Source organism: Emticicia aquatilis (assembly GCF_014644295.1).
Classification (GTDB): domain Bacteria; phylum Bacteroidota; class Bacteroidia; order Cytophagales; family Spirosomataceae; genus Emticicia; species Emticicia aquatilis.
Map to the genome: position 1 here is coordinate 143,695 of NZ_BMKK01000003.1, position 19,248 is coordinate 162,942.

A 19,248-nucleotide genomic window follows, 5' to 3' on the forward strand; every position below is an offset into this window, starting at 1 on the left:
AAGTGTTTATGTTAGTTCATACAAACTTACGTATTTTCCATTTCTATTTGTAGGCAACATCATTAAATCTAAGCTCATTTTTTAGTCCACGAATGGTGGTATCTTTATCAATAACCACCAGTTCAACATCGAGTATTTCGGCCAAATCTTCCATGTATTCGGTCGTAAGGTTCTGACTATAAACTGTGTGGTGAGCTCCTCCCGCTAAAAGCCATGCTTGTAGCCCGACTTCCATATTCGGCTGAGGTTTCCATAAAGCACGTGCCGTTGGCAGTTTTGGGAACGCTTCCGTTACTTCAATAGCTTCTACTTCATTGACTATCAGGCGGAAACGATTACCCAAGTCAACCAACGAAACATTTAAAGCAGGCCCAGCAGCAGCATTGAAAACCAAACGAACAGGGTCTTCTTTGCCACCAATTCCGAGTGGATGTATTTCACATTTTACTTCATTAGCTGCAATCGTAGGGCAAATTTCGAGCATGTGCGAACCCAAAACCATTGGATTTGCGGGGTCAAAATGGTACGTATAATCTTCCATAAATGAATTTCCACCTTTCATGCCGCTGGCCATTACTTTTAGGATATGCACCATAGCCGAAGTCTTCCAGTCTCCTTCGCCGCCATATCCATAACCTGCTGCCATCATTCGCTGCGAACCAATACCAGGAAGTTGACGCATTCCGTGTAGGTCTTCAAATGTATTTGTGTAGGCCGAAAAACCACCATCTTCTAAGAATGCTTTCAATCCCAGTTCTATACGAGCAGCTTCGTATAAAGAGCTTCTTTTTTCTCCGTTTTTAGTAAGAGAAGGCATCAAAGCATAAGTATCTTCGTATTCTTGAATCAATCTGCCAATTTCTGCATCTGAAATTTGATTGATTATTTGTACTAAATCTCCCACGGCAAACGTATTGACCGAAAACCCAAATTTCATTTCGGCCGCAACTTTATCACCATCAGTAACCGCTACTTGACGCATATTATCGCCAAAACGAGCAACTTTCATGGTTTGCATCTTATATTTTGCTACCGCAACACGAGTCCAAGTATTGATTTTTTCGTGAACCGATGCTGCTTGCCAATGCCCAACCACTACTTTGCGGTTCATTCGCATCTTCGATAGTATATGCCCAAATTCACGGTCGCCATGAGCCGACTGATTAAGGTTCATGAAATCCATGTCAATGTCAGCATACGGAATATCACGATTGAACTGGGTATGCAGATGCAAAAGCGGTATTTGTAGGGCATTTAGGCCTCTAATCCACATTTTTGCGGGCGAAAACGTGTGCATCCAAGTAATTATTCCCACGCAGTTTGGCGTAACGTTGGCTTCTTTGCAAATCGTCAGGATTTCTTCGGGAGTTTTTACTACGGGTTTAAAAACAACTCTTACAGGAATTGTCGAAGAATTATTAAATGAGTCGGTGATAATTTTGGAATGCTCATCAACCTGACGGAGCGTTTCTTCACCGTATAAATGTTGGCTTCCAGTTACGAACCAAACTTCATAAGATTTTAAATCAAGCATTGTTTTCTATAAATTTTGTATATTTTTAGTATTTTTGAAGATGGACAAACCTATCTATAACATTGAAACTTCACCCGATGGACTGTATCATATTTTTGAAAGCGTTGGCGTACAAAAAAATACCCGAAAAATGGTTGTTTATGTACCCGATGACAACAAAGCAGATTTGTTTCATTTAATTTTTGGTGACATTACTGATGATAATAATCTCGATGTGTTTGCAATTAGTAACAATCAAGATATGAAAATGATATTATCTTCGGTTATACAAACTTTGTATGCTTTTTTTGAAATCAATCCGACTAAAAAAGTTTTTTTTACCGGAAGTACGGATGCTCGAACTCGACTTTACAGAGCAACTATTTCAAAATTATTGTAAAAAACAGAACTTTTTTACAATATTTATGGTCTTTTGGACGATGATTCAACGGAACCATTCAATAAATCAACTTATTACAAAGGATATTTTATCGAAAAAAAGCAATGAAAAAAGAACTTAATATCTTAGGTATTGATGAATCAAAAGTTAAAATCAATCCTAATATTCCTAAGATTAACTTAGAAACCCCTGAAATAAAGAGTCATTTGAGTAAAGTGAGTAATCTTTTGAAAAATGTAAAAATTCCGTTTTGAGATTACTCGCTCTGCATTTTATTGTTTCTCAATAAAATGCCCCAAACTTTGATATTTAAGATATAGTTTCTGATAAATTTCTACGTACTCAGCTCGTGGTTCGTAATGAGCATCAAAGCCCGAACCCATTGCTTTTTGTGCTGCTTGGAGGGTCGGATAAACGCCCGCAGCTACTGAAGCATTCATGGCGGCACCTAATGCACAAGCTTGGTCTGAACTTGCTACCTTGATGGGCATATTTAGCACATCCGAAAGGGTTTGCATCACAAACGGCGACTTTTTGGCCACTCCGCCAATGGCAATCACTTGTTTGATTGGCACACCTTCGTTGATAAATCTATCTACAATCGCTTTCGAGCCGAAGGCCGTCGCTTCAACAATCATTTTAAAAAGTTTCACGGCATCTGTTCCTAAATTCAGACCCATCAGTGAGGCTTTTAGCTCATGATTGGCATCAGGCGTACGACGTCCGTTAATCCAATCGGTGGCAACTGGGTCATTTTCGGAAACGGGTAGGAGAGAAGCCTTTTCTGATAAATACGGAATCAGTTTTTGAGCTAATTCATCGGCCGCTTTTTCGCCCAAAAGTTCACGTACTGGCTCGGTAATAACTCGCTGAAACCAAGCATAATAATCGCCGTAGGCAGATTGCCCTGCTTCCATTCCGAGCATATTTGGAATGATAGAGCCATCGACTTGACCACAAATGCCTTTGATTAGTAAATGTCCGATTTCTTCGTTGGGTGCAATGAGCATATCGCAGGTAGAAGTTCCCATTACTCGCACGAAATCATAAGGCTCGATTTCGGCTCCAACTGCTCCCATGTGGCAGTCAAACGCCCCAACTCCGATGATTACGTTTGTAGAAAGCCCGAGTTTTGTTGCCCATTCTTCCGAAATCTGACCCATTGATTGGTCAGATGTAAAAGTATTTCGGAAAAGACGTCCTCGTAAACCAGTTAGAAGTGGGTCGAGTTTTGTGAGAAATTCTTCCGATGGCAAGCCTTCAAATTCTTCGTGCCACATGGCTTTGTGACCCGCTGCACAGCGAGAACGCTTCAGGGTCAGTGGGTTTGTATTTCCAGTCAAAACTGCCGAAATCCAATCGCAATGCTCTACCCACGAAAAGGCTTTTTCACGAATACTTTCATCAACTCTGAGTGTGCGGAGAATCTTTGCCCAAAACCACTCTGATGAATAAATTCCACCTACATATTTGGTAAAATCTACCTCCCAACCGTGAGCCAAATGATTGATTTCTTCGGCTTCGGCATTGGCGGTGTGGTCTTTCCAGAGAATAAACATTCCGTTTGGATTGTCCGCAAAATCGGGCAATAATGCCAAAGGCGTGCCATTTTCATCAACAGCTACTGGGGTTGAGCCAGTAGTATCGACCGAAATACCAACAATGTTTTTCTTGATTTCCTCCGAAACACCATCTAATGCTCCTTTGATAGCACCTTCGAGCCCTTCGAGATAGTCGAGCGGGTGTTGTCTGAACTGTGAAATGGAAGGATTGCAGAATAAACCCTGTTTCCATCGTTCATAATAATGTACGGCCGTACCGATATTTTCGCCAGTTTGGTTATTTACTACCAATGCTCGCACCGAATCAGTTCCGTAGTCGATTCCTATTGTGAATGTTGTTTTCATAATATTTGTGTCAAATTAACACATTATATTTTAATCCTTAATTATTTCAGCTAAATTTATTTTTATTTTATCTCATCGAGTCAGAAATAAAATAGTGGAAGGCATTAAATTTATTTTGGTATTTCTCTTTATCAAGACGATAAAGTATTGCTTTTTTTGTGGCTGATTGCTGATTTTTTTCACCAGTATCTATCAGTAGATTTGTTGAAAGAATTTTACGGCTAAAGTTTCTTCTATCAAGGGGTATCTGATAAATAGCTTCGTAAAGTTTTTGTAGTTGTGGAATCGTGAATTTTTCTGGCAAAAGTTCAAAACCAATTGGGTGTAAAGCCGCTTTGTATCTGAGTCTTTCGAGAGCTACATTTACCATTTCATTATGGTCAAAAATAAGATTTGGCTTATTTTCGATGTTTATCCAAAACGCATTTTGTGCTTTTACGGCATCTTGGTCATGAGCATGAATATTAATCAAAGCAAAGAAACAAACAGAAAGTGTGCGTTCAACTGGGTCACGATTTACTTTTCCAAAAGTCTGAATTTCTTCAAAATAAATATCTTTCAGGCCTGTTAAATCGTAAAGAATTCGATTTGTTGCCACTTCAAGGTCTTCATTTTCTTCTAAAAAGCCACCCATCAATGACCACTTTCCTTTTTCGGGTTCGAAGTTTCGTTTTACCAACAAAAGTTTTAGGGCTTCTCCATCAAAACCAAAAACGATACAATCAAGTGCAACAAGTATTCGGGTTGAATGGTGGTACTTTTCCATCAAGTCTCTGTAAATAATTAGGTTCTGATTTGTTAATTTTCAATTCGTAAAATAACAAATACCGTGCGATTTTAGACATTGACTTTGCATGAGTTACGAATTAATTTAGTATGCAAAGACTGACAATAACATGACTAAATTGTGTAAAAGTAGTATATATTTTGTTTTTGGACAATAATATTTGCTCAATATTTGAAAAACATACTTTCCGACTTGAAAAGTATGTTTTCCTCAAAATATTAAAAATATGGTTGTTGATTATTTTGTTACTTTCAAAACAATAACAGAATAGGCAGGAATTGAAAGTTTTAAAACCCCTTTTTCAAGCTTTGCACCAGCGAAATCTTTGACTGCTACTTTGTTGGGTTGCTCAAAAGTATTGTGGTCGCTGATGTTTGATGCTGACAAAATCTGACCCGATACTTTGCTGAAATCATCTCCTCTGAGGTTTATTGACACTTCGTGAGCTTTACTATAATCAATGTTTGTCAACGAAATATTCAATGCTCCCGCAGCGTCTTTTGAAGCAGATGCTGAAACTGCAGTAAGTTTTTTGCCATTGAATTCATACTTGGGCGACTCGATGCTCATCGGAACGAGGGTGGCATCTTGGTGAACGTTATACATTTTCATCACATGAAAAGTAGGCGTTAGCAACATTTTTTCTTCATTGGTCAGAATCACGGCCTGCAAGACATTTACGATTTGAGCCAAATTTGCTCCACGCACACGCTCAGCGTGATTATTGAAAATGTTGAGAGTCAATCCTGCAATCATGGCATCACGCATGGTGTTTTGTTGATATAAAGCACCTTTGCCTTCGGCATCGGTTTCGTACCAGCCACCCCATTCGTCAACGATTAAGTCGATTTTCTTTTCTGGGTCATATTTATCCATGATTGTGCTGTGTTTTGTCACAAACTCTTCCATCTTCCAAGCTTCTTCCATCGTTTTGAAGTAAGTTGCTTCGTTAAATCCAACCGATGGACCTTTTGTATCTCGCCAGCTTAACACCGAATAATGATGAAGAGCCAAGGCCGACATCATATTGTGTGGGATGTTTTTCATTAAAGTTTCTGTCCACGCAAAATCGTCGCTACTTGCACCAGATGCTACTTTATAAAGTTTTGACTCAGGTGTAATATCTTTCATGAAAGTAGCATACTGGCGATAAATATTGGCGTAATATTCGGCTGTCATATTTCCACCACAACCCCAAGCTTCGTTGCCAACTCCCCAAATTTTTACATTCCAAGGTTGTTTACGACCGTTTTGAATACGAAGGTCAGACATCGGGCTTCCTGTTGGTTGATTAACGTAGCTTACCCAGTCAGCTAAATCTTTTACCGAGCCACTTCCTACATTACCTGCCAAATACGGTTCGGCACCGATACGTTCGCACAAATCAAGGAAATCGTGTGTTCCAAAACTGTTGTCTTCGGTAACACCGCCCCACCAAACATTCACCATTTTAGGGCGACTGGCTTTCGGGCCGATGCCATCTTTCCATTGGTAAGCATCAGCGAAACATCCACCTGGCCAACGTAGGTTTGGTACTTTTAGGTCTTTGAGAGCTGCAATAACGTCGTTTCTCACGCCAGCGGTATTAGGGATTTTAGTGTTTCCTTCGCCAACGTACATTCCACCGTAGATACAGCGGCCGAGGTGTTCGGCAAAGTGCCCATAAATGTGTTTACTGATTTTTGTTTTGGCCAAATCAGTATTAAGGGTGATTTTGGTTTGAGCTGTAGCCGATAGCATAGCACAACCAGCAATAAAAGATAAAATTGTTTTTTTCATTAATCAGGTGTTTAATTATAGATTTATCACAATGGTCGAAACGCTCTTGGCTGGCATATCGAAAGTTACGTTTTTATCGATGATATTTAATGTTTTCTTCTCAACATTTACGGTCAAACTTGTGGTGTAAGAAGTTATGTTTTTGGCAGATAACGCCTGTAATTGAATATTTTTGACATCAAACGCATCAGGATTGATTATGACCATTACAATTTGATTGTCTTTTTTGTAGGCAGTTGTTTTTAAGAAAAAACTTGAACTTGATTTGGTGTCTATTCTTACAAATCCAGGCCTAACAAATTTTGAAAAATGTGAATAAGCGTATCCTCTTTTTAGAATTTCTCCAAAAGTCGTTCCTTCTTCTCCGTCGCCAATAAATGAGTAATATCTTTGTAAATACCACCAAATATAAGCATTCCAATTTACATTCATGGCATCATGAATTCCCGTAAGCATTTTTATGGTTTCGTCCCACTTAGCTGACTCAGAGTACGTATTCCATTTTGCTGCACCTGCATTTCCTGTGTTTAGATTTAGGAGGTATTCTGTCATCCAAATTTCCTTTTTCTTTTGCTCTGCTATAGGGAATTTCGCAGTACCCGCACCATAAGTATGACCTGCTACAATATCAATTTTTTTAGCAGCCTCTTCATCATTTAAAATGGCGTTGGTCATGGCTTGATTAAAATTAAGCGACTCAGGTGCAGCGAGTTTTGCTCCTTTAATTTCACCTGGGGCTTTCAAAAAATTTATCATTTCTTGTGCTGTCCAGTCGCATGACTCGTAGGTCGGTTTCCAATCTGGCTCATTTTGTATAGAAACTACGTCTATTTTGGCACCGTTTTTTTCTACAAAAACCAAAAACTCATTGATATAGTTTTTGAAAGCTGTATAGTTTTCAGGTAATAAAATACCTCGAATATCACTGTTATTATCTTTTAATGCAGGTGGTGGCGACCACGGACTTGCAAGCACTTGCACTCCTTTTTTATTGGCTTCTTTTACTGCCTCAACTATTATAGGCCATTCACTTTTATTTGAAGATAACCTGACTCTAAACATACTCATTCCTAACTCATTCTCACCGAGTCCGAAGGCTTTTTGGGCTTCGGCAGGTTTTAAAGACATGGTTCCCCACATTCTGTTGGCTCCTCCAAAACCAGTTATCGTTTGATAGGTAACTGTCGGTATTATTTCTAAACTCACTGTTGGGGTATTTGTGTTTACTGGAACGTCTTCAGATTTAGTACAAGAAATTAATATCCATAAAAAAACAAAATAAAGGTTAGTTTTTTTCATAAGTAATAAGGTGGTTCTTACTTTTCAATTTGTTGCTTTAATAGTCGAATTTGATGAAAACGTGGTGTTGGTGCTTTAGTTTTTGCAGATAATTTCAATAATAAATTATCAGATGTTGGCAATTTTATTCTAATGTTTTTATCATCTGTAGAGAAAATTTCTGCTGCATTTCCATTGATAGAAATCTCCAAATTCTCAGCTTTAAAATCATCTAAAATACTAATTTCGAGATATTTGCCTGCATTATTTTTGTTTTGTAATTGATAGGAAATATAGGAACGAGTATTTCTCCAAAACTTCTCGTCATCATAGCCTGAATTACTTTGCTCACCTTTGTATTGGTGGTCAACTTCCGGTTGTTGTTCACCGCAGTTTATTTTGTCGATAGTTTGAGCTTCTAAAGCGAGTAAGGCATCTTCTTGTTGCTTTTGAAGGGCTTTTTGATTTTCAAACTCTGATGTTTTCAAAGTCTGAAAATACATTTGATAGCGAGCATCATGCAATTCAAAAAATGGTTGAAGATGTAATGAATCTAATGTAAAGTTCAGATTATCAATCTGTTTTAATTTTGATAAATAATTTTTAGACTCATCTACCAAAGCAAAAGCCTTATTGATAGGAAAAAGCTTGCCCTTTGTTTCGTGACCCATGCGGCTATCATCAGCAAAAAGACCTTTTAGGTCTTCGGTTGAGGTTTTGGCGGCCAAGACAATCGGGCCATGCACAAATGCAGCCCAATTAGAGCCATCGGGCAAGTACTCGAGATGCGTTTTCATTTCAAATTCAATCGAAACCTTGTCTCCATTTTTCCAATTTCTACTAAGGCTCATGTATGCTGATGGTTTGGCGTTTATAGTTTGGTCTTTGCCATTCACCATTACTTTTACACTTTCAGCCCATTTCGGGTAGCGAATGTTGAGTGAAAATGTTTGAGGTTTTGCCAGTTTCAACACTAATTCTGAATTGTTTTTGTAAGGAAAATCTGTGTTTTGGCTTAATTGAATGCCTTTTTCTTGCCAATTCAAAGTTGAAGGAATAAACAAATTGACGAAAATGTCTGTATCAGAATGACTGTAAATCAACTCGCCGTATTTGGTATGGTTTTCTATTCCAGAACCCACGCAGCACCACATACTCGTATTAGGTTGAGAATAAACTCGATAATGATTGGGACGAATAGGGGTAAAATAAACAAAACCACCTTTTTCGGGGTGCTGGCTTGATAAAATGTGATTGTAGAGCGTTCGTTCATAGAAATCGAGATAGCTGACGTCATTTTTATCCAGAAACAAAGCCATACTCAACCGAAGCATATTGAAGCTATTGCAGGTTTCGGGGCCTTGATTGCTTTCCAGCATTTTCTTGAAGTCGTTGGTAGGATTGAAATGCTCACGCACACTATTACCACCAAATGCCACACTTCGGGTTTGAGAAACATTTTTCCAGAAATACTGAGCTGCATCTGACCACTCGGCGTTGTTGGTCAATTTAGCAATTTTCTCAAAGCCAATAACTTTTGGAATTTGGGTGTTAGCGTGTAGGCCAGTAAGTTTATCTTGTTTGGCAAGTAACGGGTTTAGTAGGTTTCGATGAGAGATTTTTTGAGCGATGTCTAAATATTTTTTATCTTTTGTGATGATAAATAAATCAGCAAAAACCTCATTCATTCCTCCATGTTCGGTGCGTAATACTTGCTGAATTTGCTCATCGCTCAGTGGTTTTATTAGTTCGGCGAACCAATCTCCCAAACCAATCAAAACTTGTTTTGCTTGTTGATTATCAGCAAATTGATAAGCGTCTCTCAAACCGGCAAAAAGTTTATGAATGTTATAAAGTGGAACCCAAGTGTTGTTCAAACCAAAACTACTTCCATCAATATCCCCATTGTGAATTCGCTCCCAGAATACCTTACCATTGGGTATTCCGCCCACATAACCATTGCCGTTTTTTGCTTGACAACTGGCCAGTTCACCGACCATATACTGCAAGCGAGTTTTCATTTCGGTATTGCCTGTGCTGGCATACATCATGGCCAAAGCAGATAAATAATGGCCACCAATGTGACCATCTAAACCCGAACTTTCCCAGTTTCCATAACGCTCGGCTTTTAATGGCAATCCTGCATCAATCAAATAGGGAGCCAGTAATTTATCAGGATTTAAAGACAAAATATACTTTAAATCCACTTCTTGAGCATTTTTGAAAATGCCTTTTGACAACTTTACCTCTTGCAAGGCAAAGGGTTGCATTTGTGCAAAGGAGTAATAAATGCAAAAAGATAACAGAATACTAAATGAGTATTTCAAAACTTCAATTATTTTAAATAAAACAATGGTAAAAATATTTATGATTTACTTCAAATATGCCGTTTGTTGTTTCACGGCTGCTTTTCCAGCTACAATCAATTGGATTTTGGGTAAATGCCACGACGCTGAAAATTTATAACAATAAAGAAAAAAGCTTTTCAATTTTGACTATTCGCTCTACAAATCACAATTAATGCACTTTGAAATTCCATTTAGAATTATCGCTATCAAAGTCAAATTCGGCAAGTGTTGGTGTGCTATCTCCTGCTGAAACCAATGCTAATTTTTTGCTTGAATTTGGTACTACCTTGGGCATTATTCTGTAAGTGCCGTCAGTCAATTGGTCGATTCGCCATAGTTGTTCTGGGCTACCTGTAAAGGCAGGAACAGTTATCACCTGAGCATCGGCGGTTGCGGCTAATGCTCGTTCGGTACCTGTTAATACAATTTTATAATACGGACCGCCTAAATAACCCGTAGAATCAGGGGCATCTGTAATAGTCCATTTTTGGTGCGGTCGATACATATAATCACCAATGCGTACATTAATATTACCTGTTGGCCAACTTTTGATTACATCGGCTAATTCCTGAGCAGGTACTGGTTTAATAGGCTCGTTATTTGTTTGGCCAAAGCCACGTTGAGCACCAGCCATTCTACTAAAATCTACTGCGAGTTCTAAACCATATCCTCTTCTAACCGATTCTATTTCATAAGTTCCTTCTTTAAATTTTTCACCAGCTACTGGCCAGCCATCTTTCCAAATTATAGGAAGGATACCCAATACACTGCGGCCACTTTGGTCTAAATCTGCCTCATAATGAATTGACATTTTTTCAATACCTTTTTCAAGAATTATTCGTCCAAAATGGCCAGGACCTATTTGTCTCCCACGTGTAGCCACCACCATTTTACCACCTCCTTCCATCATGCTTCTACCTACATTATCAATGTAAGGACCTGTTACTTTCCTCGAACGACCCACTACCACATTATAAGTTGAGTTTGCACCATCGCAACAACTACCGTGAGTAGCAAGCAAATAATACCAGCCATCTCGGTATATCAAATCGGCGGCCTCACACACTATTGCCACATCTACGGGTTTATTTCCAGCTTTAAGTTTACCTGACTTTGGGTCTAACTCTATAATGCGAGTGAATCCATAATAAGTGCCGTAGGCTAACCAGAGGCGACCGGTTGTAGGGTCTAACATTATACCTGGGTCTATGGCATCGTTTTCTTCATAGCCATCAGAAGTAGCCACGATAATTGGTTCAGAATATTTAAAGTCGGGCGATTTTGGGTCGAGCGTTTTATTCCACATAGTATATATGATACCTTTGTGCGAAGGACTCCCACCTGTTGCTCCATAAACCACTAAATAGCGGTCGCCAATTTTTATGGCATCAGGAGCGGCACCCCCACCTGGTCTTACACCGCCACCAAACCATGACCAACCATCTTCCGATATTAATCCTCCGCCACCTGTTCCGAAGGTGTAGAATTTTCCTTCACATTCTACAATGGTTGATGGGTCATGGATAAAAGGTTTGCCAATTTGGGCTATTACTTGATTGGTGAGTATTACTGATAAAAAAGCAATTAGTTTAAATTTCATCTTTGTAAAAATTAGGATTGGACTTTAATCTTTGCTGATATTGATATTTTTAACAGGCTTGCCCTTTTCATCAATAAAACGAAGGCAAAAATTGGCCATGCCAGGGCCATTAATTACAGCCCCACGGATAATATTTTTCCCCTTTTTTAAGGTTATTAATGGTGAGGCCACGTTGTCAACAATCATATCTCTATCACCAGAAAGCATGAGTGCTTCTTGACCATTGAGCCAAAACATCCCTCCCGAATTACATCCGGCAGTCATTCTTATATTCTGTATTTCTTCTGCACAGTCAATTACCGTAACCAACCAAAAAAGTAAACCATACTTTGGTTTGTTGATGTCATAAGAAAAATTGAACAGATTAAAATTAAAGGTTTTACTGTCGAGAGCATACCAGTTGAGGTCTTGATTACCCACCTTTACTGTTTCACCAGCCTTTGGTATCACTAAATAATCTTCCGAAAAATTATTGTTTTTGAACTCATTACGTAAATAATTGTCCGTGAAAATATTATTTCTTGCTATGTCCTTCTTGATTGGTTCTAATACTAACCACCTATGTATAAAACCATTGTCATAAGGAGGTATTTCAGTGTTGGTAGCGAATTTAAAGTGCCTCGTTAATGTATGTGAGGTATCACCTTTTATCGGGATAGAGGGAAGGGGTGCTCTTTGCTGACCAGGCGGCTGGGCAATGGCTTTGTTAATAAGAATTTGTACACTCAGAAACAAAATAAATGACAAAGTAGTAACCAATGATTTACGTATTTTTTTCATCGTTTGAGTTCTTTAAAAATAACTTTTCTTGAATTTTAGATACATTTTAAATTTTTGACATCAATACAAATTAGTTTGTTCATCATTTTTAATCATATCCTCTAATTTTTGAACAGAAATATCAAGTTTTCTGTGGTCAACCAATGCTTTTACCCATGATGAAACTGGGCGTGCTTTTAAATTATTTGAACTCCTCTACAAATCTTGCTGAGTCACTTAAAGGTGACACAGCAAGATTCCTTAATAAATATGATGTGGCAATGCTAATAAGTGGAGAATTTTTAATAAACTTTCGACAATGTTCGTCATCGCTATTGATAATACTTTGTCTTTTATTTGAATAATAACTGCGAAAATTCATAAATATCATGACGCCAAACTGGCCAAGTATGTCCGCCAGCATATTCGCTGTATTTGTATTTGATGCCCATTTCATCAAATTTCTTCATCATAATTTGGCAATTAGCGTGGGCTATATCTTCTTTGCCGCCTTGCGAAATCCAAAACTCTTTGATATTGGCATTGATTTTATCTTTATTGGTCTTCATGAATTCGTATTGTGGGTCTGAAAGTTTGGTATTATTTGCCCACCAGCCCGAACTGAAAACGCCGAGATAATTGAATACATCGGAGTTGCGAACACCAGCATGTAAAGTTTGTAAACCACCCATCGAAAGGCCTGCTAAAGCACGATTTTTAGCCTCGCTCGAAACTTTAAAATTGGCTTCTACAAATGGAATTACTGCATTTTTGAGTTCGTTTTCAAACTGATTGAGTTGCTGAATACCAAATCCTGCAGGGCCACCGCCTCCTTGAAAATTACCATCCATCATAACAATTACCATTGGTTTGGCTTTCTTTTCGGCAATGAGGTTATCTAAAATCAAATCGGTTCTACCTTGAGTAGCCCAACCACGTTGGTCTTCGCCACCACCGTGAAGTAGGTAAACGGCTGGATATTTTTCGGTAGCATTATCGTAGCCTGGCGGCGTATAAACATACATTTCTCGCCAAGAGTTAGTGGCTTTTGAAAAATATTTTTTGATACGAATATCACCATGTGGAACATCTTTTAAGGCATAAAAACCACCATCTTTGTATGGTATTTCAATGCCACTGGCTTGGCGGCCCATGCCGTAGAAAGTTTCACTTGCTGGGTCAACCACAGCTACGCCATCAATAATTAAAGAATAGTAGTGAAAACCTCGGCTGATGACATCGGTTGTTACATTCCAAAATCCGCTGGTGTCTTTTACCATATCATATTTTTTGCCCAAATCAATTTGCACTTTTTGTGCTTCAGGTGCTTTTACTTTGAAAATCACTCTGTTATCAGGCAAAATTTGAGGGTATTTAGCATTACGTACATTGGTAGTGGCAGGTGTTCCCAAAACCGAATATTGCTCCAATGAAGAATTATCAACGGGTTTGAACAAGAACTGCGAGAACATATACAAACCATTTTTCCAAACTTTAAAATCATGACCACCCGCTTCTAAGTAATAGATGTGCGGAACGTCGTTTTGGTACAAATAATCATGCGTACGTTTGCTAAAGCCAATGAGTCCATCGGCATCTCCACACGAAATGAAAAGTAATTTTAATTTCTGTTTCGCAATTTCTGGATTTGGCACTAAGTCTTGTGGTAATTTAGTATTTGGTGCTGAAGAAAATCCTCCCACCCACGAAAATTTATCTAAATTTCCTAAGCCAAAATTTAATGACTGACCACCACCCATTGAAAGACCAGCGATAGCACGATTGTCTTTGTCGGTTAATGTTGGATACGTTTTTTCGATAAAAGGTATGAGGTCATCTAATAGGTCTTTTTCAAAAGTGGCAAACGCCTGTACTTTGTCAGGAGCCATGATATTACCTACTGAGCGGTCGTCTTTCATGGCACGTCCGTTTGGCATAACCACTATCATTGGTTGGATTTTTCCTTCGGCATAAAGATTATCCAAAATGTTTTGTGGACTCGCTCCCTTGAACCATTCCAAATGGTCGCCACCAATGCCATGAAGCAAATAGAAAACAGGATATTTCTTCTTTTTGTCGAACCCCGGTGGTGTATAAACCAAAGTCTTACGTTTATTTCCTACGGTTTTTGAATCGTATAAAACCGTGTCTATTTTTCCTTTAGCAATGCCCGTTTTTTCTTGCTCATAGCCTTTCGGCATTTCTTTTTCCATTTTTTGTGCGAAAACCGTACTTCCACACAAAAGAAGACCAGCTAATACTGATAGTAGTTTTTTCATAGTTTTTAGATAAAAGAGGTTAAATAAATTTTATTTGGCGGGTTCAATGATTTTATAATTACCACTTAGGTGCATCAGACTGAATAAATACATCAACCCATCGAAATAGGGGTCAAAGTAGCCATCTTCATAAGGTTCGAGTTTGGCATTCCAGATAGCTTTCACAAAATCATTACTTTCTTTTCCTTTATTAATGAGTGCGGTAGTGGCCGCCGTTGAAACCAAACCTATCGAATGACGAAGTTTTTTGACTGGCCCAGCTTGTAAAATGAATTCTGGCTTTGAACCATCGAGATTAAACTGGTCGTCGTAAGTATCTAAGCCTTTTGACCGCAAGAAATTTTGGAATCTTTTAGCGTAATCTAATTGCCACTTTTTGTCTTTGCCGTACCAAGTATAATCCATCGCAATGTTCATCGGAACACGCCACGAGTCATATCTGAAACCTGGGGGCATCCAACGAGTTGGGTGCGGGGCTCCACTAAATTCGGTATAATCAGAATTTAAAGCCGTAACTGGATGACAAGCTCGGTGTAAAAATGCCCTTGAAGTATCAGCACAAGCTTTGTAAAATTCTTCGTGACCATCTTTGGCGTATTTTGCCCAAACTTCCATAAAAGCAGGTAAGTGGTAAGATGGGTCAGTCCATTTATAATTGGCACCTTCTGGCACAAAACTTATTTGCTTGGCATCGGTGTTGATGACATTATAGATATTTCCTGTACCGTCTTTTTTCCACATGTTATCTAAAATTCGGCGGGCTTCTTGGTAGTAATTGATTCCAGTTTCGTTACCCCATCGGTTGGAAGCAAACAAAAGACTTGTTACAAAATAAAGTTCTCCGTCAGAAGCCGAACCCTGTGAGTTTTTTTTCTTAGTTTGAGGGTTGATGCTCCACGCAAAATATGCTTCTCTTGGCCCACTTTGGTGCTGAGAATACTTAACCGCCCAACGCCAGATTTTATCAAAAACTTCCTTTTTGTTTAATTGAACCGCCACCATCATGCCGTAAGACATTCCTTCTGAGCGGGCATCTTTGTTTTTTACGTCCGAAACGTAAGCCAAAGAATCTTCTTCCTCAAAATAAACTTTGTTTGGCCCCTCAAAAACATCATAATATGCTTTTTTGAGTTTGGCATCTATGTCTTTTTGGCTGTATCCCATTTCTTTAAACACATTACGATAGCGAACTTTTTGTGCTAAACTCACTTCGGAGATGAGTAGAAGAAGAAATAATAATACACAATTGAATATTTTCATTTTGTTTCATTAAAAGTTAAGGTGAAATATTTTATTTAATCCTAAACCAATCGAAGTCAGCAAAACCGCCAATATTCTTGGTGGCGTAATTGAAAAGCCCAAAACGATAACCCATAAAATGGGGGAGTGTATAAGGCATTTTCAGCGGTTCGCCAATTTTCACCCATGATTTTCCATCTAAACTGTAAAAGAAATGAGCAATATCGGCTCGGTCTTTAAAATTACATTCGGCTTTGAAGTAAACGGTGCTTTGTGAAACTGGGACTTTCTCAATTTCAACAGCTTTACCACCTTTGGTATTAACCATTAGGATAGATTTTGTGCCATTCTCTATTTTTACACCTACAACACCATAATTCTTTTGGAGTAAACCCAAGCCCGCAAAATCACCTTCTTTCATATTTGAGACATCTAATGAAATAGCCCCTGTGCTTTCGGGGCCAATCGTGCGTTGGGTAAGTGTGTTTTTTGCTGAAACAAAGGAAGTGTCAATTCTGCCCGTTTTGAGGCGAAGAAAACCTTTACGCTCGGTAAGCGACCAAAGTGAATTATCAGGATTGTGATTCCATTGCCAAACTAATGGCAAAGCTGGTTCACCTTTTTTTCGAGTAAATTCATCAGAATTTACCAAATTTGGAATCAGACTTTTATTGGCAGGAAGGTTTAGACTCATGGGTACTTTACCGTTTTCACCTAAAATTGGCCAGCCATCTTTCCATTCGACAGGCACATAATAGGGAATACGCCCCACACCACCATAATCACGGAAAAGGTAAGAAAACCAACGTCCATCAGGTGTATCAATTAAGCCACCTTGAGCTACGCCCAAATCTTGTAAACCAATTTTCCCTTCCCACGGCCCAGTGATTTTGTCGGCACGGTGAATAAGCACCGTTCGCATTCCGCCACGTGGCCAAACGATATTGAAAAGGTAATATTTGCCATTGTGTTTGAAAAGCTGCGAACCTTCGGCTTGTAACATAATTGGGGCATTGGCAGCAGCAGAGGCATTTTCAATCAAAACTTTTTCTTCTGTACCTTCCATTTTTCCACTCAAATCTGGCTTTAATTCTATGATTTTGAGTTTTCCTGCACCGTAAATGAGATAGGTTTTCCCATCATCATCAAAAAAGATGCTGTGGTCGTGGTAAGCAGGGGCAAAGGATTTTTCTTTCCAAGGACCTTTGATATTTTTTGAGGTATAAATATGTGTTTTGCCCGAAGTAGCCGCAAAAGTGCTGACCATAAATTCGCCATTATGATAACGAATACAACTTGCCCAAGAGCCTTTACCATAGGTATTTTGCCCATTGGTAAGGTTCATGGCATCGTTTTCTACCAATCTATCATAGCAATAGCTTTCGAGTTTCCAGTTTACTAAGTCTTTTGAACTCATAATTGGCAAACCTGGACTCATGTGCATCGTAGTGCTACTCATGTAATAAGTATCACCCACCTGAATCATCGAAAGGTCAGGAACATCGGCATGAATGATAGGGTTGTGAGCCACCTGTTCTTGGGCAAAATTTTCTTTACCCAAAAACAGACAGATTGATATGATGATACCCAAAAATTTCAATTTCATTTTTTTATTCTTTTCAGATATGGTCGAAATCACCATTAGTTATTTAAAAAGACTCTTAATTTGCCCTTAGCAGATTATTTCAAAACGGCATCATCACCGCTGTATTTCAAATACTTAAATGTGGCGTTATTATCTGATTTTTCGCCATTTGAAGTTGCATACAGAGCAAAAACATTCCCTATAAAGCCACCTGAAACTCTGGTTGATAGATGCTTTCCATCTTGGTTTTCAGCCAAAGTCTTAAAGTCTTTGCCGTTTTCAGAAATGGCAAAATGGCATTTATCTGCATTATTGGTGATGCGTAGCACTAATTTCCCATTGCCAACGGGTAGCGTATTAATTAACTCCACGTCTTTTTTGCGGTGAACACTCTTGTATAATTCTACCTGAGTTTTACCATCTTTGATTGATTTTGCCAAGAAATAATAATGACTTTCGTCTTGATAAATCACTAAGCCAGCTTTCTCTTTTTCAGATTTTGGCGAAAAAACAAGCTCTGTTTCGGCAGTGCTACTCATGTGCTGCTGGCGTTTGGCAACAAAAGATGGATTGCCGAGTTCTGAAATAGTCTCTGGTTTGAGTTTTAATGTCAATCCATTTTTAGAAGTTTTGAACGAACTACTATCTACTGTTCGCAAGTGCATCATCGAAAGGTCAAGGCCTTTATCGAACTTCATGGTATAAGAAAAATTGCCATTTTGTGGCAAAGCACCTTTTTGTTTTACTTCTTTGATATTGGTTTTGTATTTGTATTCAATGGCTTTTTCTCCGTGTTCAATCATTGGCCAGTCGTTTACCCAAGTAAGCGGAGCAATAAACATTTCTCGACCAGTATTGTAATAATCGCCTTCGTAAGGGCGAACGGCCAAGAAAATCGAGTACCAATTTCCATCTGGACCTTCAATAAACTGGGCGTGTCCTGCCGAAGTAATTGGATTTGGGCGGTCGGCTGGTAAACCTCTTTGTGTCAATACTGGGTTTCCTTCATAAGGTACGTATGGTCCCCAAATATCTTTACTACGCAATGCCACTTGTGAGTGATTAACCGATGTTCCACCCTCGGCACAGTATAAAATATACCAATCGTTACGTTTCAAAATGTGTGGCCCTTCTATCCAAACTGGCTTTTTAGTAATATCTACTCCACCGTTTATCAATTGCTTTTTCTCACCAATAGTTTTCAAGTTTTTGTAATCAAACTCATACATTTGCACAGTGCGGTGGCCGGGGTAAAGTGGCTTATTATCAGGAGCATCACTGTTGTAAACCACATAGGCTTTATCGGTTGCTTCGTCGAAATAAATAGATGGGTCGATGCCACGAACTTGGGGTATTTTTACGGGGTTGCTCCATGGGCCTGCTGGGTTTGTGGCCGTAACCACAAAGTTTCCATCGTGGTCAATATCAGTACACGTAACATAGTAAATGCCTTTGTAATAAGTAATTGCAGGAGCAAAAAGACCACGGCTCATACGCTCGCCCATGAAATCCATCTGTGATGGACGGCTGATTACATTGCCAATTTGTTTCCAGTTTTTCAAATCACGGCTGTGCATGATGGGTAAACCTGGGAAATACGAGAAAGTAGAGTGTACGGAATAATAATCTGCACCCACTTTTACGATACTTGGGTCGGGGTAGAAGCCCGTTAATATCGGGTTGGTAAGGGTTACTTGTGCTGACGCTATTTTTACACAACAAACCAGTACGATAATGCTACAAATTTTTGATACTGTTTTTAACATTGCAATCT

At 38.8% G+C, this 19,248-nt stretch carries 14 protein-coding genes; 2 read left to right on the forward strand and 12 right to left on the reverse strand.

Features of this window, described 5'->3' with window-relative positions; all coding sequences use genetic code 11:
* Positions 1-43: 43 nt before the first annotated feature.
* Positions 44-1,534: an L-arabinose isomerase gene (gene araA / locus IEX65_RS07960; protein WP_188765513.1), complete on the reverse strand. Its 1,491-nt coding sequence runs from the start codon at positions 1,532-1,534 to the stop codon at positions 44-46.
* A gap of 40 nt (positions 1,535-1,574) precedes the next feature.
* Between araA and IEX65_RS07965 the strand changes: the two genes are divergently transcribed.
* Both IEX65_RS07965 and IEX65_RS07970 read left to right on the forward strand, forming a co-directional pair.
* A complete protein-coding gene (locus IEX65_RS07965) occupies positions 1,575-1,913 on the forward strand; it encodes a DUF6934 family protein (RefSeq protein WP_188765514.1) in 339 nt (112 codons plus the stop codon).
* Positions 1,914-2,017: 104 nt separating this feature from the next.
* Positions 2,018-2,167 (forward strand): hypothetical protein, encoded by a 150-nt coding sequence (locus tag IEX65_RS07970; RefSeq protein ID WP_188765515.1) that lies wholly within the window; start codon positions 2,018-2,020, stop codon positions 2,165-2,167.
* An 18-nt stretch (positions 2,168-2,185) separates the two neighbouring features.
* Here IEX65_RS07970 and IEX65_RS07975 read toward each other — a convergent pair whose 3' ends face one another.
* From IEX65_RS07975 to IEX65_RS08025, 11 genes are all read right to left on the reverse strand, one after another.
* On the reverse strand, positions 2,186-3,820 hold the full coding sequence (locus tag IEX65_RS07975) for a ribulokinase (protein ID WP_188765516.1): 1,635 nt from the start codon (positions 3,818-3,820) through the stop codon (positions 2,186-2,188).
* 67 nt (positions 3,821-3,887) lie between these two features.
* Positions 3,888-4,586, reverse strand: a complete 699-nt coding sequence (locus IEX65_RS07980; protein WP_188765517.1) for an NUDIX hydrolase — start codon at positions 4,584-4,586, stop codon at positions 3,888-3,890.
* A 258-nt stretch (positions 4,587-4,844) separates the two neighbouring features.
* Positions 4,845-6,386 (reverse strand): alpha-N-arabinofuranosidase, encoded by a 1,542-nt coding sequence (locus IEX65_RS07985; RefSeq protein ID WP_188765518.1) that lies wholly within the window; start codon positions 6,384-6,386, stop codon positions 4,845-4,847.
* Between the two features lie 15 nt (positions 6,387-6,401).
* Positions 6,402-7,685, reverse strand: a complete 1,284-nt coding sequence (locus IEX65_RS07990) for a glycoside hydrolase (protein WP_188765519.1) — start codon at positions 7,683-7,685, stop codon at positions 6,402-6,404.
* 17 nt (positions 7,686-7,702) lie between these two features.
* Positions 7,703-9,934, reverse strand: coding sequence for a glycoside hydrolase family 127 protein (locus IEX65_RS07995; protein WP_188765520.1), 2,232 nt, complete (start codon positions 9,932-9,934; stop codon positions 7,703-7,705).
* 247 nt (positions 9,935-10,181) lie between these two features.
* On the reverse strand, positions 10,182-11,612 hold the full coding sequence (locus tag IEX65_RS08000; RefSeq protein ID WP_188765521.1) for a family 43 glycosylhydrolase: 1,431 nt from the start codon (positions 11,610-11,612) through the stop codon (positions 10,182-10,184).
* Between the two features lie 24 nt (positions 11,613-11,636).
* Positions 11,637-12,392, reverse strand: coding sequence for an acetylxylan esterase (locus IEX65_RS08005; protein ID WP_188765522.1), 756 nt, complete (start codon positions 12,390-12,392; stop codon positions 11,637-11,639).
* 332 nt (positions 12,393-12,724) lie between these two features.
* Positions 12,725-14,650 (reverse strand): alpha/beta hydrolase-fold protein, encoded by a 1,926-nt coding sequence (locus IEX65_RS08010; RefSeq protein ID WP_188765523.1) that lies wholly within the window; start codon positions 14,648-14,650, stop codon positions 12,725-12,727.
* A 30-nt stretch (positions 14,651-14,680) separates the two neighbouring features.
* Positions 14,681-15,910 carry a family 8 glycosyl hydrolase gene (locus IEX65_RS08015; RefSeq protein WP_188765524.1) on the reverse strand — a complete coding sequence of 410 codons (1,230 nt, stop codon included), beginning with the start codon at positions 15,908-15,910 and terminating at the stop codon, positions 14,681-14,683.
* A gap of 31 nt (positions 15,911-15,941) precedes the next feature.
* Positions 15,942-17,495 (reverse strand): glycoside hydrolase family 43 protein, encoded by a 1,554-nt coding sequence (locus IEX65_RS08020; RefSeq protein ID WP_188765525.1) that lies wholly within the window; start codon positions 17,493-17,495, stop codon positions 15,942-15,944.
* 74 nt (positions 17,496-17,569) lie between these two features.
* A complete protein-coding gene (locus IEX65_RS08025) occupies positions 17,570-19,240 on the reverse strand; it encodes a glycoside hydrolase family 43 protein (protein WP_188765526.1) in 1,671 nt (556 codons plus the stop codon).
* Positions 19,241-19,248: the final 8 nt, after the last annotated feature.